Annotated in this window: 16 protein-coding genes and 3 pseudogenes; 7 read left to right on the top strand and 12 right to left on the bottom strand. The window is 58.3% G+C overall.

The window, feature by feature from the left end; genetic code table 11:
• Positions 1-205 precede the first annotated feature (205 nt).
• The gene (locus DC366_RS17635) at positions 206-400 is read right to left on the bottom strand and encodes a hypothetical protein (RefSeq protein ID WP_108693501.1); all 195 of its coding nucleotides are present in this window, start codon (positions 398-400) and stop codon (positions 206-208) included.
• Between the two features lie 423 nt (positions 401-823).
• Between DC366_RS17635 and DC366_RS17630 the strand changes: the two genes are divergently transcribed.
• Positions 824-1,285 carry a thermonuclease family protein gene (locus DC366_RS17630; RefSeq protein ID WP_165802952.1) on the top strand — a complete coding sequence of 154 codons (462 nt, stop codon included), beginning with the start codon at positions 824-826 and terminating at the stop codon, positions 1,283-1,285.
• A gap of 270 nt (positions 1,286-1,555) precedes the next feature.
• Here the strand turns inward: DC366_RS17630 and DC366_RS17625 are convergent, their stop codons facing one another.
• The 6 genes from DC366_RS17625 to DC366_RS17600 form a co-directional block, all read right to left on the bottom strand.
• On the bottom strand, positions 1,556-1,867 hold the full coding sequence (locus DC366_RS17625; RefSeq protein ID WP_108693499.1) for an H-NS histone family protein: 312 nt from the start codon (positions 1,865-1,867) through the stop codon (positions 1,556-1,558).
• Positions 1,868-1,998: 131 nt separating this feature from the next.
• Positions 1,999-2,220, bottom strand: a complete 222-nt coding sequence (locus DC366_RS17620) for a hypothetical protein (RefSeq protein WP_108693498.1) — start codon at positions 2,218-2,220, stop codon at positions 1,999-2,001.
• Between the two features lie 90 nt (positions 2,221-2,310).
• Positions 2,311-2,574, bottom strand: a complete 264-nt coding sequence (locus tag DC366_RS17615) for a zinc finger domain-containing protein (RefSeq protein WP_108693497.1) — start codon at positions 2,572-2,574, stop codon at positions 2,311-2,313.
• A 12-nt stretch (positions 2,575-2,586) separates the two neighbouring features.
• Positions 2,587-2,904: a hypothetical protein gene (locus DC366_RS17610; protein WP_108693496.1), complete on the bottom strand. Its 318-nt coding sequence runs from the start codon at positions 2,902-2,904 to the stop codon at positions 2,587-2,589.
• Positions 2,905-2,960: 56 nt separating this feature from the next.
• Positions 2,961-4,805 (bottom strand): ParB/RepB/Spo0J family partition protein, encoded by a 1,845-nt coding sequence (locus DC366_RS17605; RefSeq protein ID WP_108693495.1) that lies wholly within the window; start codon positions 4,803-4,805, stop codon positions 2,961-2,963.
• 254 nt (positions 4,806-5,059) lie between these two features.
• Complete coding sequence (locus tag DC366_RS17600) at positions 5,060-5,443, bottom strand: DUF3768 domain-containing protein (RefSeq protein WP_243405205.1); 384 nt, start codon at positions 5,441-5,443, stop codon at positions 5,060-5,062.
• Between the two features lie 457 nt (positions 5,444-5,900).
• Between DC366_RS17600 and DC366_RS17595 the strand changes: the two genes are divergently transcribed.
• Positions 5,901-6,401, top strand: coding sequence for a hypothetical protein (locus tag DC366_RS17595; RefSeq protein WP_133176236.1), 501 nt, complete (start codon positions 5,901-5,903; stop codon positions 6,399-6,401).
• 246 nt (positions 6,402-6,647) lie between these two features.
• Here DC366_RS17595 and DC366_RS17585 read toward each other — a convergent pair.
• A protein-coding gene (locus tag DC366_RS17585; protein ID WP_243405204.1) for an IS3 family transposase occupies positions 6,648-7,855 on the bottom strand; the annotation gives its coding sequence in 2 pieces (ribosomal slippage) (positions 6,648-7,531 and positions 7,531-7,855; 1,209 coding nt in all).
• A 36-nt stretch (positions 7,856-7,891) separates the two neighbouring features.
• Entirely contained in the window at positions 7,892-8,326 is a 435-nt protein-coding gene (locus tag DC366_RS17580; protein ID WP_439331671.1) for a recombinase family protein, read from the bottom strand.
• A 120-nt stretch (positions 8,327-8,446) separates the two neighbouring features.
• On the opposite strand from DC366_RS17580, the pseudogene DC366_RS17575 reads away from it, so the two are divergent.
• A pseudogene (locus tag DC366_RS17575) lies at positions 8,447-8,644 on the top strand (DUF4158 domain-containing protein); the annotation flags it as partial.
• A 299-nt stretch (positions 8,645-8,943) separates the two neighbouring features.
• On the top strand, positions 8,944-9,606 hold the full coding sequence (locus DC366_RS17570) for a hypothetical protein (RefSeq protein ID WP_108693491.1): 663 nt from the start codon (positions 8,944-8,946) through the stop codon (positions 9,604-9,606).
• 18 nt (positions 9,607-9,624) lie between these two features.
• Here the strand turns inward: DC366_RS17570 and DC366_RS17565 are convergent, their stop codons facing one another.
• The 3 genes and pseudogenes from DC366_RS17565 to DC366_RS17560 all read right to left on the bottom strand — a co-directional run.
• Positions 9,625-9,930: a succinylglutamate desuccinylase/aspartoacylase family protein gene (locus tag DC366_RS17565; RefSeq protein ID WP_439331670.1), complete on the bottom strand. Its 306-nt coding sequence runs from the start codon at positions 9,928-9,930 to the stop codon at positions 9,625-9,627.
• Positions 9,931-9,973: 43 nt separating this feature from the next.
• A pseudogene (locus tag DC366_RS20380) lies at positions 9,974-10,429 on the bottom strand (Tn3 family transposase); the annotation flags it as partial.
• Positions 10,429-12,597 (bottom strand): annotated as a pseudogene (locus tag DC366_RS17560) (Tn3 family transposase); the annotation flags it as partial. The pseudogenes DC366_RS17560 and DC366_RS20380, both read right to left, overlap by 1 nt.
• Before the next feature lie 76 nt (positions 12,598-12,673).
• On the opposite strand from DC366_RS17560, the gene DC366_RS17555 reads away from it, so the two are divergent.
• The 3 genes from DC366_RS17555 (at position 12,674) to DC366_RS17545 (ending at position 15,206) form a co-directional block, all read left to right on the top strand.
• Positions 12,674-13,273 (top strand): recombinase family protein, encoded by a 600-nt coding sequence (locus DC366_RS17555; RefSeq protein ID WP_233491917.1) that lies wholly within the window; start codon positions 12,674-12,676, stop codon positions 13,271-13,273.
• Between the two features lie 134 nt (positions 13,274-13,407).
• Positions 13,408-13,818 carry a hypothetical protein gene (locus DC366_RS17550; RefSeq protein ID WP_243405202.1) on the top strand — a complete coding sequence of 137 codons (411 nt, stop codon included), beginning with the start codon at positions 13,408-13,410 and terminating at the stop codon, positions 13,816-13,818.
• Positions 13,819-14,528: 710 nt separating this feature from the next.
• A complete protein-coding gene (locus DC366_RS17545; RefSeq protein WP_108693488.1) occupies positions 14,529-15,206 on the top strand; it encodes an SOS response-associated peptidase in 678 nt (225 codons plus the stop codon).
• Positions 15,207-15,247: the final 41 nt, after the last annotated feature.

Genomic DNA, 15,247 nt, shown 5'->3' with positions numbered 1-15,247 from the left:
CCTAGAGCGCGGTGCCATGATCGAGGATCATGGCAGGGGCCACGGCCCCCGCTGCTTGCGCAGCTCCCCCGTGGATAATTCTAGGAAAATGAGACGGGAAGAAAGGACGAACCGTCGAGCATCAATTACCGATGCAGACGGGCGATTATGTCTGACGGATAGTGCCGGTAGGCGGAAGGGCGGCTCGCTGGCCGCCCTTCTTGTCTTAGCTTTCCTCGTCTTTGTCGCGAGGCGGGAAAGCGGCCATTTCGACGCCGGGGAACATATTGTGTTTCACGGTGACGGAAGTGATCGTGCCGCTGTCGTCGGTGTTGATGAAAAGGACGCCGCAGTTGTCCCAGTAGTTCTTGCCGTCGCGGCCTTCGGTCTTGACGCGGAGCTTCAGAGTTTGGTTAGCCATTGGTTCGGTCCTTTTTGAGTGTTTCGGTGGACATGGCTTTGCGGGGGGGTGTCGTGTGTCCAATGCTACTTTGTTTCGCGAGGAATGGCCGCAGGCCAGGGGAAAGTAGTGTTTGAAGCGAAGCGTCTCACAGAACCCCTCCGCTATGTTCATCAGTCAGAAACACATGGAAAAGGGACGGGCGGGCAATGGCTCACCTGACAGGCGCCGATCAATCCGCAGGGTAGGCATGATCTTCTGGGACGTGCGAACGGAACTCTAAAACCACGGCGGCGGCACGATCACATCACCCGTAAATACTCACAAGTTATCCGCGAAATAGTCGTCTCTCGCTGTGACAAATGGCACGGGGAAAGCTAAGATATTGGAAGGATGCAGACGGGCGTTCACATCACGGCAGCGAGGATCGCAATGACAGCAACTATGACTACGCCGATGATCCACGGACGCCGACGCGGTTTCTTCGGGGTGCGGAAGTCGAGCTGGTGTTTCGGGGCCATTCGGACCTGTTTTCTGCTGTGGGCTGTGGCAACGCCGGGGGTCGCTTTTAGTGAAGCCATCCAAGGATCGCAAATCTACGTCATTGACGGGGATACCATCGACATTGGCGGCGAGCGGGTTCGCTTGGTCGGCTATGATACACCGGAAACATACCGCGCCAGATGCGACTACGAGCGACAACTTGGCAACATGGCGACCGCGCGGCTGCGCGATCTGATCGACGGTGTGAAGCAAGTCGATCTGATGCTTCTGCCGGGTCGCGACAAATACGGGCGGCTTCTGGGCCGACTCTATGTCAATCGGGCTGACGTGGGCGGCACGCTGATTGGCGAAGGGCTGGCGCGGCGGTATGAAGGCGGGCGACGGAAAGGATGGTGCGGATGAGAAATGCTGTGACAGAGCTGTGCGACACTGAATCGTTCTGGCTGCGCAACGCGAAGCTCGATCTTCTTTAACGTGATCCCGTTGACGCTCTAAACGATGCCGAAGCCCTGGTTCGGTTCGCGCAAGGTGGCCTCGATCAACTCCTGAAACCGACCGCGGATTTGGGGCCAGAGCGGTAAGCAGGCGTCGCCGTGCCACTAGGCAAGGCTTCGGCGCGAAAAGCGCCGGATCGGGCGGGGCAGGACGCAGACCTGGCCCGCCCGATCATTTTCAGATTTCAAAGGACGAAAGACTGGTGCCATCTTCCAAAGCGGCGGTGAGCCACTTGGGTTTGCGGCCTTTGCCGGTCCACGTTTCATCCGGGTTCTTCGGGTTGCGATACTTGGGCGGCGAAGCGGCGGCGGTGGACTTCTTCGCGGGTAGGTCGAACAGTTCCTCTACCGTGAAACCGTGATCCTTGGCCGTTTTCCTGACGGCTTTCTTCGCGTCGGATTTGCGGGTTTTGTCGAGGTTGCGCATCGCTGCCTCTACATCCTTCTGGTGCTTTTCCAGTTCTGGATAAGTCATTTCGGAAAGGTCCATCAAAGTCTCCGATGTGAGTTGGACGCCGGTAATCAGCGGTCGGCCATCGGACCCTATCCCCTCGCTCTGGCGAAAAAAAGGCCCCGCCGAAGCGGGGCCAGTCGTTATCCTCACCACAAGGAATCAGAATATCATTCGGGCCAGAAGCCTTTGCCTTGGCCGGTCGGCGCGACAACAAGCCCATATGGGTTTGAAGGGCCGTATCGGGTGCCGTTCTCAATAAAACAGCCATTGAACCCGGAAAGCCATGCGCGGTGCAGTTCGGAACGTGCCACAATCCGGCGAAACCACGCGGGCAGGACGTTTCGACTGTATCCGTAGAGATAAACCCTGTGCAGGATCGCGGTTTTCATCTGGTTTATCCTTTCGGCGGCAATCCAAATCTCGTTGGATCATAGTGTGTTCTTGGCGGCTGTGCCAGTTTTCGTGCGCGGAAACTTCGCCTAGAAAAGTGCGAGCTGGTCGGGCTGCGGGCGGATGCCGACGCGGCCCTGCGGGTCGAGTATCCAACCTTCGCCATCCCGCTCTATGCTGGCATACGGCCCGTGCTGGTCGATAAACACGCGGTCGGCTTCGGCCTTGCGGCTTAAGTGGAAGTCGCTGGCGCGGTGGCCGCTCGGGCGGCAGCACCAGACGCCGGGGGCTTTCCCACAATCGGGACAACGGACGGCCAGGACGGGGTGACGGTGGGCTGTGAAATCGGGCATGGTGCAAACCTCCTAGTTGAAGTCGGGATTCAGGACGGGATAGCGGTGGCAGGCTTCGCGGATACGTTCGTATCCTTCCATTTCGTCCAGCATCATCGTCAGACTTGCCTTGGCCTCGGCAAAGGAAACGGCGGGGCCGAACCGGCAGATTTGATCGAAGGCGCGGATCGCGTAGCCACTGCGGGGATGGTCGGCGGCGTAGCCTCCGCCCGTCTTGTAGAGTGCCACGTCAACGGGCGGCTGACCGTCGCGGGCGAAGGTGATGATATGCGCTTTTCTGGTTTTGGGCGCGGCGTCCATCATCGCCACATTGTAGGATTTCATCGCCATGATCTGTCTCCGGTATTGGGGAAAGGGCAGGGCGCTTTCGCGCCCTGCGGGTCTGGTCAGGCCATGCCTTCGGGAAGCCACGCGGCGATGCGGTCTTGCTGTTCTTCGGTCAGGCCAAGGGCGCTGCGGGTGGCCGGATCGGCAAACAGGCTTTCCAGCTTCTCGGCCTTCTCACTCTTTTTCAGCTTCTCGAACGCGGTGATGGTGGCATGGCCTGATGCCAGCCCCAGAAGATCGCTCCACAAGTCGTTGAGGTAGGGACCACCCACGCGCTTGAAAAAGTTCTCGGCGGTCGGGGTCCAGACTTCGCGGATACTCGGCTGCGTCTCCTTCTCGACCAGCGCCGCCAGCTTTTCATCGCCGCCCCGATACTGCGCCGCAAGAAAGCGGGTCAGTTCGCCGCGAACATGGTCCGCGCCCTTCTTTCGGAACGCGCGGAATGACGCGGCAAGGTCTTTGATTTCCCACATATCGCGCGGGGGGTTGGCGGTCAGCTTCTCGTCCAGCGCATAGCCTTCGGCTTCTGTCGAAGGCCAGTTCGGAACATCGGTAAGCGACAGGCCAAGCGGGTTTTTCCAGTTCAGAGCGTGGCTCAACTGGAAAGCCAGAAGATCAAGCAACAGGTCAGGGTCGCGCAAGATCGCATGTTGCTTCGCCCCTTGTGCGATGCGCCCCAGATCGTCGGCCAACTTCTGCGAGATAGGCGATTTAGGCTCGTCGTCCTCGATCCGCGTGGGCTTGCGAAGGAAACCGGCCTCGATGGCGGCGGCTTTATCCTCACGGGCAACAAGCCCATCGGAACCCTGCAACCGTCCATCGCGGTCCACATAGACCATGACACCAGAAACGGCCATTTGCTCGGCGCTGAACATGCCGTCCAGCTTTTCCTGCAATGCGGCCAGTTCTGCTTCGCCGTCCTCGTCCAGAACATCGCCCTCGGCCAGTTCCGCCAGTTCATCATACCGCTCGGTTTCAGCCTCGGTCAGATCGCCTTGCTCTGCATAGATGCGCTCAAACTTGCGGTCCTCGATGGTGTGATACCCGATGTAGCTTTCGGTGATCGCTTCGGCCCATTTCCAACCCTTGCCCCGCAACAGTTTTGCGACGGCGTCCAGCTTTTCTTGAAACACCGCGTCAAGGATTTCGGGATCATCAAACAGGCTTTCGTCGGCAAAAAGATCGCCGCCGATCCGCCCGCCTGCGGCCATATAGGCATCCTCGCCCACAAAGATCGCGCGGCGGTCGGTCCCGCGCACAGCGTCAGGTTTCAGCATCCGCTTGATGTTGTAATCCGACTGGCTTTCGCCGCGCACCTGTTCCAGTATCTCAAGGCTGCGCTTCTGGTCGTCGCTGATCGTGAACGCGGCGGCATTGGACAGGCTGATTTCGTCGGCCCGCAAGGCGTCCAGCACGGGCGCGGGAAGGTGGGCAAGCGCAAGGCGGCGATAGACGTGCTTTTCGGTCACGGCAAAGGCGCGGGCAATGATGGCGGGTGTCGATCCGCCCTGCTCCATCTTGCCATAGGCGCGGATTTCCTCGGCGGGGTGCAACGCGCGGCGGGCAATGTTTTCGGTTGTGGCCCATGCCTCTCCGGTGGTCCGGTCGGGGGCCAGGTTGACCATCGGGCTTGCCAGTTCGGGATGCGTCTCGGCCATATCGGGGTGCTGCTCGGCCAGATATTTCAAAGCGCGAAGCCTGCGGCCTCCCGCGACAATCTCCGCTCCGCCCTCGTCGTCGGCCAGCCCTGAAAGGTTCTGGATCAAGCCAGCGGTCCAGATGCTTTCGGCCAGTTCGATCACGTCTGCCTGCGGCACGTCCTGCCGCGGGTTCAAGGTGGAAAGGGTCAGGCGGTCCAGCGGGATACGGGCCTCTGTGGCGGTGATCTTGGTTTGCTTGGTCATTGGGACAATCCTTGTCGTGTGGTGAAGTTATGTGTTATTGGTTGCCCCGCCCCTCTTTGGGGGCGAGGCGAGGGGGCCTTAGATGGCTCCGTGCTGGATCAGGAAGCGGCGTCCGATGCCAAAATCATCGCCCTTCCTGACAAGCGCCCATGCTTCCGCAATTCGGGCTGTCAAAATCTCTCTGCTCATGCTGTCACCTCCTTTCCGGCGCGGGCTGCGCCTGACGGTCGCGCCCCTTTCGGGACGCGCCGTATTCAGTAGTCGGACGGGAACATGACGGTCAGGACGCGGCGCGTCTGGCTCGGATCGTCGGGCGTCTCTGAACCCCAGCAATAGTCGAGGTCGTAGAGGTCGATCTTCCACCAGACCTTGCGGCCCTGCACGGTGACGGCTCCGAACGTGTGGTCGCCGTAAGGGTCGTTGTCCTCGGTGAACGTCTCGTCAGCCATCACGGCGCGGGTGACTTCCATCTGAAAGGTCGGCCCGACTTCTGCCACGGCTCGGGTCATAACGATGCGCCCTTGCGGTGTGCCTGCGGGTCCGCCTGTCAGGACGTGTTTGCGAAACTGGTCATTCTGCTCCGCGATCCTGCGCGCTTGGTGTTCCGCTTCTGTCATTTCGAGTGCGTCGAGGTTCATTTTCTCGTTCCTTTGTGGTGCTGCCCTGTCCGGCTTGGTGCCGATAATCGGGCGGGGTTTTAGGGGTCGGACGCGAAGCGCCCGTCTCCTGAAACCTTGCCATGTGGCGAACTGAGGGGGTCGAGACTGCCAAAATCGACAAGCTGGCGCGGCCCGCAGCCGAAGGCGAGGACACGGGCTTGTCTATTTCGGTAGTCCGAAGGGGGCCGACGAAACGGCCCCCTTGCGGCGCAGCGGCGTTCGGCTTGCCCGAACCCCAAGCCCAGAAAAAAACAGGATCGATGTTGAACGTCAGATGACTTTGACATTCACGTCACAAACTGACCCAAATGAGAAAATGGCTGGTTGTGCTTTCTATCGGAAGTGGTGAACTGATCAGCGAACGATTACGTCACTGGTCTAAGTTGTGGTGCCCAGATAGCTTACCTACAGATTGAATTGCGTTAGGAGAGACCATTTGTCGATGTTAGGTGAGGCGCTGAACGAAACACTGTCGTTTGTTAAAGCGGACGGTACGAACAGAAAGGACGGCATCAAGGGTCTGGTCACGAGCGGAAAAGTCATGACCGAAGACACATCAATTCAAGTCGAACCGAACGACCGATTCCTGCGAGAGATCGGTAACGGACTAGTTGAGGAATACATCGTCGAAGATCCCGGCTATAGGGCCGCCATGCCCAGCATGGGGGTTGGAGCATTTTACAATTCGAAAGTACGCAGAAGCGACGCCCCTCCTGCTTCACCCAGCACAATCATTAACAACGTCCAAGGAGCAAATGCGCGGGTGAACATCAATTCCGTTGATAACTCGCAAAACCTAGCTGCCGTCGCGGACGATGGCATTTTTGACCTCTTACGCGAAAAATTGTCGGAATCGGACGTTCCGAAGCCTGATCAAGCGTCGATCCAAACCGCTATTGAGGGGTGGATTCCGGCTGAGTGCAGAATGACACCCTAAGGCATTTTGAGGACGCGGCTTCCGTATTCACGCAGATTTCCGTTTGGATCTACGTATCGATAGAGCGTAACAGGCTTGATCCCCAACTCCTTGCAGAGATCACTAACAGACGTGTCGCGATTGGCCATGGCGGCTTGCGCCATACGGACCTGCGCTTTTGTCAGCGCAAACTTCCTTCCACCTTTCCGGCCACGGGCGCGGGCGGCTTGGAGCCCGGCCTGATCTTGCCCCCGTTTGACCGGACACTCAGGCGGTTGCGGTTTGGGCTGCGATGAACTCGCGTGGAGAGCGCATCTTCAGCCCCGAGTGCGGGTGGTTTTCATTGTAGTCTTCGAACCACCCGGCAATCAATCCAAGGACGGTGACGGCGTCTGGCAGCGGCGTGACGTTCACGTAATCTCGCTTCAGGGTGTTGACGAATGCCTCTGATATTCCGTTGCTCTGCGGGCTCTTCACCGGAGTAAAGCAGGGTTTGAGGCCGAGCTGCCGGGCGAAGATGCAGGTGTCCTTGGCGATGTAGGGCGAGCCGTTATCGCTGAGCATCTCGATCTGGTGCGGTGCGCGATGCCCCGCAAACCGCGCTTCGACCGCCGCCAGCATCATGTCCCGCACGTCCGATCCAGCGATGCCCGCATTCACGACGGCGCACCAGGAGATGATCTCTCGGTCATGGGCGTCGATGATGAAGGCTCCACGGACTATGTCACCGTTCCAGCAGGTGAACTCGAACCCATCCGAGCACCATCGCAGGTTCGAGCGCATGGTCACGACCTTGCCATTGTGGGTGCGGTCCGACCGCTCCATGTAGGGCCGCGCCAATAGCAGATTCTGGGCCTGCATAATGCGATAAACGCGCTTGTGGTTAACAGGTGCGGAGCCTGAGGCACGCAGCTGCCGGTTCAGGATAGCCGTAATGCGGCGATAGCCATAGGTCGGCCGCGCCGCCACGAGCGCAGTGATCAACGGCACCACCGCCGCATCTTGCGCTTTGTGATAGCGCCGACGCGGCTTTGCACCTCCTGTCAAACGGGCGTGCAGGTTCGATCGGGAGACGCCCAGGGTCTCGGCCACGACGCTCATTGGAAACCGTCCTTCGGCAGCGACTGCGCATGCCACGTCAGTTTTTTTGAGCGTGATTTGTCGAGGGCCTCCTTCAGGATCTCCACCTCGAGGGTTTTGCGCCCCAGATGCCGCTCCAGCTCGCGGATGCGATCCTCCATCTGTCGCACGGCCCGATTGCTTGTGACGTCATCGTCTCCAGACACAGCCACGGCTCCCCCCTCCAGCATCAGTCGTCGCCAACGATACAACAGGTTCGGCGCGACACCATTGCGGCGCGCGACGATGGAAATGCTGGTAGCTTCGTCAAGCGTCTCCTCCACGATGCGCAGCTTCTCAGACGACGACCAGCGACGCCTGCGGCCGCCATCGGTGATGATCTCATAGTCAGACATAAGCACATGCTTAGGGCTATTCCTAAGCCTCCATGGTTATGCCTGAGTGTCCGGTCGAAAGGGGGGCCAGTTCACGGCCATTGTGCGTTCGCGGATCAACTCACTTTCAAATTCGGCCAAGGCCGCAAAGATGCCAAATGAAAGTCGTCCTGCCGCAGTTGTTGTATCGATCTGCGCGCCTTGTCCGGTGAGCACCTTGAGGCCAACGCCGCGCTCGGACAGCAAGCTGACGGTTTTGACAAGATGGTGCAGGCTGCGGCCCAAGCGGTCAAGCTTCCACACAACCAGAACATCGCCATCCCGCAATGCCTTGAGGCAGGCCTCCAGACCTGAGCGGTCATCTTTCTTTCCGGATGCCAGATCCGAGTAAATCTGGTCCTCTTCGACGCCTGACGCGATCAGCGCATCCCGCTGCAAGTCGAGGGACTGGCTGCCGTCGGCTTTTGAGACGCGAGCATAGCCGATCAGCATGTTTCACAAACGAATGTTTGTGATGCTCTGGCAGATGCTCTGCTTCCGCTCATAAAAGCTATTCCTTATTAATTATCTTAATCAAAGATAAGAAAACCTAAAATAGAAAGCAAAAGAAACATGGCGCACCGTACCATTCTGACCGAGCGCCAGCGTTCGGCCTTTTTTGATCTCCCTATCGATGAACTTTCGCTCCTTCGACATTACACGCTTGCCGATGACGACCTTGACCACATCAACGCACGGCGTCGCGCCGAAAACCGGATCGGCTTCGCCCTGCAACTATGTGCCTTGCGATACCCTGGTCCACTTTTGTCTCTCCGATGGCGGATCGGCCTCTTTGGGGCCGTTTTTCCTTGCGTAACCTGCGCGCCCATATGCGCCGCACCGGGCGCGCCGCGGCGGCTGTCCCGCTTTGGGGGCAGTCTTGTTGTTTCTGCGCGCGATTGCAAGACGCCGCAGCGCGGCTTCCCTAGGGGAAGGCAGGCGGGCGGGCGGCGAATGGTCTTGATGCGCGGCGCGGGCTGGCTTACACGCTGGCGGTTACAAGCCCCGGCTTTTGCTGCATTCGCGGCGTTTGGCCGACACGCTCATATTCTGACGTCAAAGGATGCGCCATGAGCCTTATCCGCAAAATCGACAGCGCCTTGATACCTGCAATCGCGCTGATCCTGATTGCCACCATCGTTCTGGCCTTCGCCAATCCATCGTTTTTTACGCTGGTTTTCGCGGCCGAAGACGGACCGGTGGAGTATGCCACCGCCCTGTTCCTGCTGATCGCCAGCATCGTTCTGGCCACCCATGCCGCGTCACTGTGGCGCAGCGGGCGGCGCGGGGCGGCGGGGCTGACCGTGTTCTATGCGCTGCTGTTCTTCATGGCCGCGGGCGAGGAGATATCCTGGGGCCAGCGTATTGTCGGCTGGGAGTCGGACGAATTTTTCCAGCAAAACAACAAACAGTATGAGACGAACCTGCACAATCTGGTGGTTGGCGATGTCCATCTGACCAAATCGCTGTTCGGGCCGGTGCTGACGATCTGCATCCTGCTGTATCTGGTCGGTCTGCCGCTGGTCTATCCCAAGGGTGGGCGCATCGCGGCGCTGGCCGACCGCATGGCCGTGCCCGTGCCATGGATGAAACATGCGGTCATCGCGCTGGTGGCCAGCATCATCATCGCGGTGCTGGACGTGGAGCGGAAATGGGAAGTCTACGAGCTGATCTTCAGCATGGTCGTCCTGTCGATTTTCCTGATACCGCAGAACCCCGGCAAGACGCGCTAGCGCGTTTCGCGAAACGCGTTAGAGGATCTCGTCCTCGTCAAACAGCGGCGCCGCGTCCATCTGCGCGGTGACGCCGTCCGCCGCCGCCTCGCCGCGCGGGGTGCTGGCAACGTGAAACAGCGCCTCGCCCTCATAGACCACCGGCATGTTGCTGCGCCCGATGACGATACCGGCCTCGTCGCAGATCACCTCCTGCTCGACCTCGCCAAAGGGGTCTGAAATCGCGCCCAGAACGGTGCCCGCATCCACCGCATCGCCAATGGCGCGGTAGCTACGGAACAGCCCGCCGACAGGCGCGCGAAACCAGCGTGATCCGGCGCACATCACCGTCGGCGTGCGGGCCTTGGGCACGCCTTTTTGCCCCACCATCCCCAAGGATTGCATCACCCGCAGGATGCCGGTTTAGGGATAACCAACCGCCAGTGTTTTGAACGGCGTCGCTCAGGGACGCCTGATCTTCATGCGCTTCCAGCAGCGCTGATCCGAGGTTTGAGAAGGCCTGCAGCGTGTCCTTCAATGCAGCCTTGGCGTCGGTCGCGCTGGCATCACATGCGCGTTTTGCTTCGCGCCATGTCTTTCCGACAATACGGTCATGGGTCTCGACCACCGCGTCAGCAATAGAGCTACCCCATTCCAACGCACAGACTGCGAGGATGGAAAGGCGGCGATCGCCTGAAATATCTCGCAGATCACCAGCGAAATACCGTTCCCCTTGTCGTCGAAGGCGGGCAACGCGATGGGGTGGCACGTCTGCCAGGATGGATCTGCCCAGGGGCATGACCTTCAAGAATTCCAGCCGGTCGAGCAGGCGGTTCATGTCGGATAAGGTGCCTCGCTCACCGTGGCGGGAATGACCTGAGTGGCGAATGGCGCATACTGGTCAGAGACGTGGGTGTAGGCCTTTATGCCCGGCTCGTTGCCGTATTTTGCGTTGATGAGGTTCATTGCCTCGCCCTGCCGCGTCGTTGGGAAAAACTGCCCATCACTGGAAGCCGTTTTCCCTACACCCCAGAATTTGGTCATTGGCAGGTGGGTCTGCGCATCAATCACCATGGCCAGGGCGCGGGCCATTCCCTCGCTTTCGACATGCCACCGTGACAAACGGGAAAGCTGTATGAAGTCATGAGTGTTGGTGGCATTTGCCATTTTGCTCAGGCCTAGATTGAGACCCTCCGCCAGGAGCACGTTCAGCAAGCCAATCTTGTCACGGCATGGGGCACCGGTGTGCAGATGCGTGAAGGCTTCGGTGAAGCCGGTGTCTTTGTCGACCTCTGTGAGAATATCGGTGATCCGCGTCTCCGGCAGACGACGGTAAAGATCGAGGACGAGATCACCGGCCTCCTCCGGCACATCGGCGTCAAGACGGCTCACGCGCAAAACGCCGTCTTCAATGACTCCACTCGGCAAGGTTTTGGAGCGCACCGCCTTGGCCAGCCGTTTCAGCCCCTCTTCCAAGCGGCGCTTTCGATCAGCCATCCAGATCTCTGGTTCCAGTGGCATTGAAAGCCCCATGGCGCGGGCGGCATCGATGGACACAAGGGCTTGCTTCATGTCGGCATGACGCCGCGAATGCGGAAGCCAGATATCGCCAGAACGGAACGCATCGCGCAGGTGGCACAGGACGGCGACAACCCACAGCCGCTCTTGATCAATATCGGGCGCGCGGAATTGCGGTCGCCATTTCGAACGTGGTTGTAAAAAGGTCAGCGATGTGGCCGGGATATCCTGTTTGTCACGGATAATCTGCGCTGCCGTGATCAATGGCTGGGCCACACTGGCGCATGTCATATCCAGAGCATTCAACATGCGCCGAGCATAGCGTTTGAACCGGTGGAAGCCCTTGGACACATGGGCCAGAGTATCTGCTTTCACCGTTGCCTGAAGCTGTGTTGCTTGCGCGACCAGACTTTCAAGGCCGCTCCAGCCGCAAGAACTATCGACGGCATTGGCGAGGGCGGCATCGTCGCCTTTGGCCATCAATAGGTTTGATCCCAGGGTCTCAAATCCAGCCAGGGTCTTTGCGACGTCCGCCTGAGCTTCCGTGACCCGCGCGTCGCAGATCCGTTTCGCATCCCGCCAGACGCTGCCTACAATCCTGTCATGTGTTTCCACAACGGTATCTGCGATGGCAGCGCTCCATTCCACGACGCAGACGGCCAGGATGGCAAGGCGGCGGTCACTGGTGATGTCACGTAGTCCTTTCGCAAAGTAGCGTTCTCCCTGACGGCGCAGCCGCGTGACCCGATGTGCTGGGATGTCGTCCATAATTTCTGGTGCCAAGGCAATCGCCTTCAGAAACTCCAGCCGATCAAGCAGGCGGTTGATATCTGCGGAGTTCTTGCCTGGCTCAAACTGGCGCAACCACACGAACGTGGTGGTTTGGCCCTCCTCTTCCTCATTCAATAAGCCATCGAGACGAGCGCGCATCGCGCGGTCAAGGCGCGCCGTTATCCGAGTTTCGATCCGGCGTTCGGCAGCAACAAGCGCGTCGGCGCACATCCGTTCCATGACAGTCGTTCCCGGCAGGATGATATGCCGCCCACGACATTCTTGCACAAAGGCCCTCACCAGACCTTCGCTCGATTGCGCACCTTCGGCATTCTGATCAAGCCACGCACGCATCTGTTTGACCCGCTTGCCCTTGAACATCTCGTACCTATAAATCTTGCGCAGTACTTCCAGGTGCTCGTGCCGTGTGTTCTCTCGCTCGGCATAATGTAGAAGGTCATCGGGTTTGACGCCGAGCTGGGCGGCGATGAAGTCAGACATTTCTTTGGGGATGATCTCTCCGGGCCTCAGCAGCCGTCCCGGATATCGAAGGGCACAAAGCTGCAGCGCAAATCCGATCAGGTTCTCAGGGCGGCGGCGGGTGCGGATAAAATCGATGTCTTCATCGGACAGGGCGTAATGCCGAAGGATCAACGCCTCATCCGTTGGAAGGTGGAAAAGGGCCGCGCGCTGTCGCGCGGTCAGAACCGCTCGGTGTGCCATGAGGGTCGTCTTTCTATACGGAGAGGGTCTTCAAAACTGTAGAAATTGAGACCATTCGCTTGCCATGTCTTTTTCAATGTCTCAATATGACAGTCGCAAGACCTCTGAATTTATTCGAGACACTATGGCCAAAGTCGGATACGCCCGCGTCAGCTCAGTCGGACAATCTCTGGACGTGCAGCGCGAAAAGCTGGATGGCTGCGACAAGCTTTTCGAAGAGAAGCGCAGTGGTACGACGGACGCCCGCCCTCAGCTGAAAGAATGCCTGAATTACGTCCGCGACGGTGACCAGCTGATTGTCACACGTATCGACCGATTGGCGCGATCCACACTGCACCTTTGCCAGATCGCTGAAACACTGAAACAGAAAGGTGTCGATCTGGTCGTGCTCGATCAGAATATCGACACGTCCGACGCAACCGGGCGGCTGCTGTTCAACATGCTCGGAGCCATTGGCCAGTTCGAAACCGAAATCCGCGCCGAGCGACAGATGGATGGGATCAAGAAGGCCAAAGATCGCGGCGTACAGTTCGGCAAACGACCCGCGCTTTCAGAAGATCAGATCGTTGAGCTACGCAAAAAGCGTACCGCTGGAATGCTGATCAAAGATCTGATGGCACACTACAGCCTCTCAAAAGCGACAATCTATCGGTATCTCGGAGCGAACGAACCGTGAGCGTCAGTCTCAACGCGCAAACAACCCAACAGAAACCTTAAAGGGGTTTTCTGCACTCAGCCCCACTCGACCCCAACTACTCCGCGCTATTTGCCACGAACGCTGAAGACTTCGCGACCCATTCCGACCTTTCGATGATCTTCGACGAACGTTCTTATGCGTTCAACCAGCCCTACGCGGGCGCGACGAAGTTCAACAAGCATTACACGCCGCTCGTCGGAGACTTGAAGCCGACTGGAGAGGAGTTCGATTGCGCTGTCTATCTGGACCGGATGGACGAAGTGCGTTTCTGGATCAGGAATGTCGAGGGCAAGAATACTTCTTTTTGGCTTCAACTGCCCCACCAGAAGTTCTATCCCGACTTTGTGGCGATGCTTACAGATGGACGTATTCTTGCCGTCGAATACAAGGGTGGGCATCTTTATGACGGTGAAAATGATAAACGCCAGATTGGTGCTGTCTGGGCAGACGCAAGCGGTGGGAAATGTTTATTTTGTATGCCTACGGAACGAGGTTTCGAGCTGATAAATAGAACCATTTTATAACACTACGGCTCTATATTTTGTCTTGGGAAAGATAATGGTTTTGGCTGCAAATGAAGGTTCGGTGGGTCAGAGATGCTTGACGTTTGGGTCAATATTGCATGACGCGGCCCATTGATCAGCTTCAGAAAATTCACTTCATCGAGTCAAAGGTGTGAGACGTTCCACAATCGAAGATCCGACCGCCCCCTGCGATCGTCACCCGCAAGGGCCGCTCACAAGGTCCAGGGCGACCATGAGACAAAGCCCGCGACCTGGCTCGCAGAGACAGGGCGCGGGCTATTGGATCAGGAAGGCCAGGATCGAAGGGTGCGGGGCGAAAGCCGGTCTGCCGGCTGTAGCCTAGAGCGCGGTGCCATGATCGAGGATCATGGCAGGGGCCACGGCCCCCGCTGCTGGCGCAGCTCCCCCGTGGATATTTCTAGGAAAATGAGGCATAAGAGATCAGGAAAGATTCAACGTGTCAAAGTGTCGAATGATGGGAAAATAAATGAGATCAGACAGTAAGATGGGCTGCCATAACTGCTTCTTCTGGGGGGCATACTCGACGCCAGAAAACGCGGATGAAATAAAGGGGCCTTGCCATCGGCTGCCTCCGATACAGTCTGCGTTGGACCAGTCACCGGTGTTCCCAATTACGCTAGGCAATGTCGTGTGTGGAGAGTTTGTTGATAAGCGCGATCACACGGATATATTTTCTCGGAAAGTAGTCGATGTGTAATCTGTATTCCAACACGTTGCCTCCTGAAATGATGCGCCAGCTTTTCAAGGTGGATGCAAGCCGGGATCAACTCGGGAACGCCGAACCGCTGCCAGCGATCTTCCCGAAGCGACTGGCGCCTATCGTCGTCATGGATGGGGATGGCGAACGGGCGATCTGGAACGCTCATTGGGGGTTCGTGATGCCCCAGGTCTCGAAGAAAACCGGCGAACCTATCCAGCCCAAAGCGGTCAACAACGCCCGTGACGACAAGTTGCGCACGTCCTCGTTTTGGAGAACCAGCTTTCAAGAGCGACGCTGTTTGATTCCGGCGACCAGTTTTTGCGAGGCCAAAGGACGAAAACCGGCGACTTACATCTGGTTTGGTGTGACAGGCGAAGACGAAAGACCCCCTTTCGCCTTCGCCGGAGTCTGGCGCGGATTCAGCGGAAACTATGGCGGTGACAAGCGTGAGCTGGTCACGTCCTCGATGGTCACGACGACGCCGAATGAGCTGGTGGCCGACACGCATCCAGACAGGATGCCAGCGATTTTGCATCCAGACGACTATGAGACGTGGCTGGCGGGGCAACCGAAGGACGCCTTTGAACTGATACGGCCCTATCCTGCGGAAAAGATGGTGATCCATCAAAGCGGCGAAGGGCTTAGAGCCGACCAAGGCGGGCTATAAAAAGGTCAATAACCCTGACTTACTTAACATAAGACGGATTA

This window comes from Pelagivirga sediminicola, assembly GCF_003072125.1.
In the GTDB taxonomy this organism is placed as follows: Bacteria; Pseudomonadota; Alphaproteobacteria; order Rhodobacterales; family Rhodobacteraceae; genus Roseovarius; species Roseovarius sediminicola.
This window is presented reverse-complemented; position numbering and strand designations above follow the sequence as displayed.

Bases quoted from the DNA above. Each gene is read 5' to 3' on its own strand.
- DC366_RS17570 (WP_108693491.1), top strand. From the start codon at position 8,944: ATGAGCCTTATCCGCAAAATCGACAGCGCCTTGATACCTGCAATCGCG.
- DC366_RS17635 (WP_108693501.1), bottom strand. From the start codon at position 400: ATGGCTAACCAAACTCTGAAGCTCCGCGTCAAGACCGAAGGCCGCGAC.
- DC366_RS17555 (WP_233491917.1), top strand. From the start codon at position 12,674: ATGTCTCAATATGACAGTCGCAAGACCTCTGAATTTATTCGAGACACT.
- DC366_RS17550 (WP_243405202.1), top strand. From the start codon at position 13,408: ATGATCTTCGACGAACGTTCTTATGCGTTCAACCAGCCCTACGCGGGC.
- DC366_RS17545 (WP_108693488.1), top strand. From the start codon at position 14,529: ATGTGTAATCTGTATTCCAACACGTTGCCTCCTGAAATGATGCGCCAG.
- DC366_RS17565 (WP_439331670.1), bottom strand. From the start codon at position 9,930: ATGTGCGCCGGATCACGCTGGTTTCGCGCGCCTGTCGGCGGGCTGTTC.
- DC366_RS17600 (WP_243405205.1), bottom strand. From the start codon at position 5,443: ATGAACCTCGACGCACTCGAAATGACAGAAGCGGAACACCAAGCGCGC.
- DC366_RS17580 (WP_439331671.1), bottom strand. From the start codon at position 8,326: ATGCTGATCGGCTATGCTCGCGTCTCAAAAGCCGACGGCAGCCAGTCC.
- DC366_RS17605 (WP_108693495.1), bottom strand. From the start codon at position 4,805: ATGACCAAGCAAACCAAGATCACCGCCACAGAGGCCCGTATCCCGCTG.
- DC366_RS17625 (WP_108693499.1), bottom strand. From the start codon at position 1,867: ATGGACCTTTCCGAAATGACTTATCCAGAACTGGAAAAGCACCAGAAG.
- DC366_RS17620 (WP_108693498.1), bottom strand. From the start codon at position 2,220: ATGAAAACCGCGATCCTGCACAGGGTTTATCTCTACGGATACAGTCGA.
- DC366_RS17630 (WP_165802952.1), top strand. From the start codon at position 824: ATGACTACGCCGATGATCCACGGACGCCGACGCGGTTTCTTCGGGGTG.
- DC366_RS17610 (WP_108693496.1), bottom strand. From the start codon at position 2,904: ATGGCGATGAAATCCTACAATGTGGCGATGATGGACGCCGCGCCCAAA.
- DC366_RS17615 (WP_108693497.1), bottom strand. From the start codon at position 2,574: ATGCCCGATTTCACAGCCCACCGTCACCCCGTCCTGGCCGTCCGTTGT.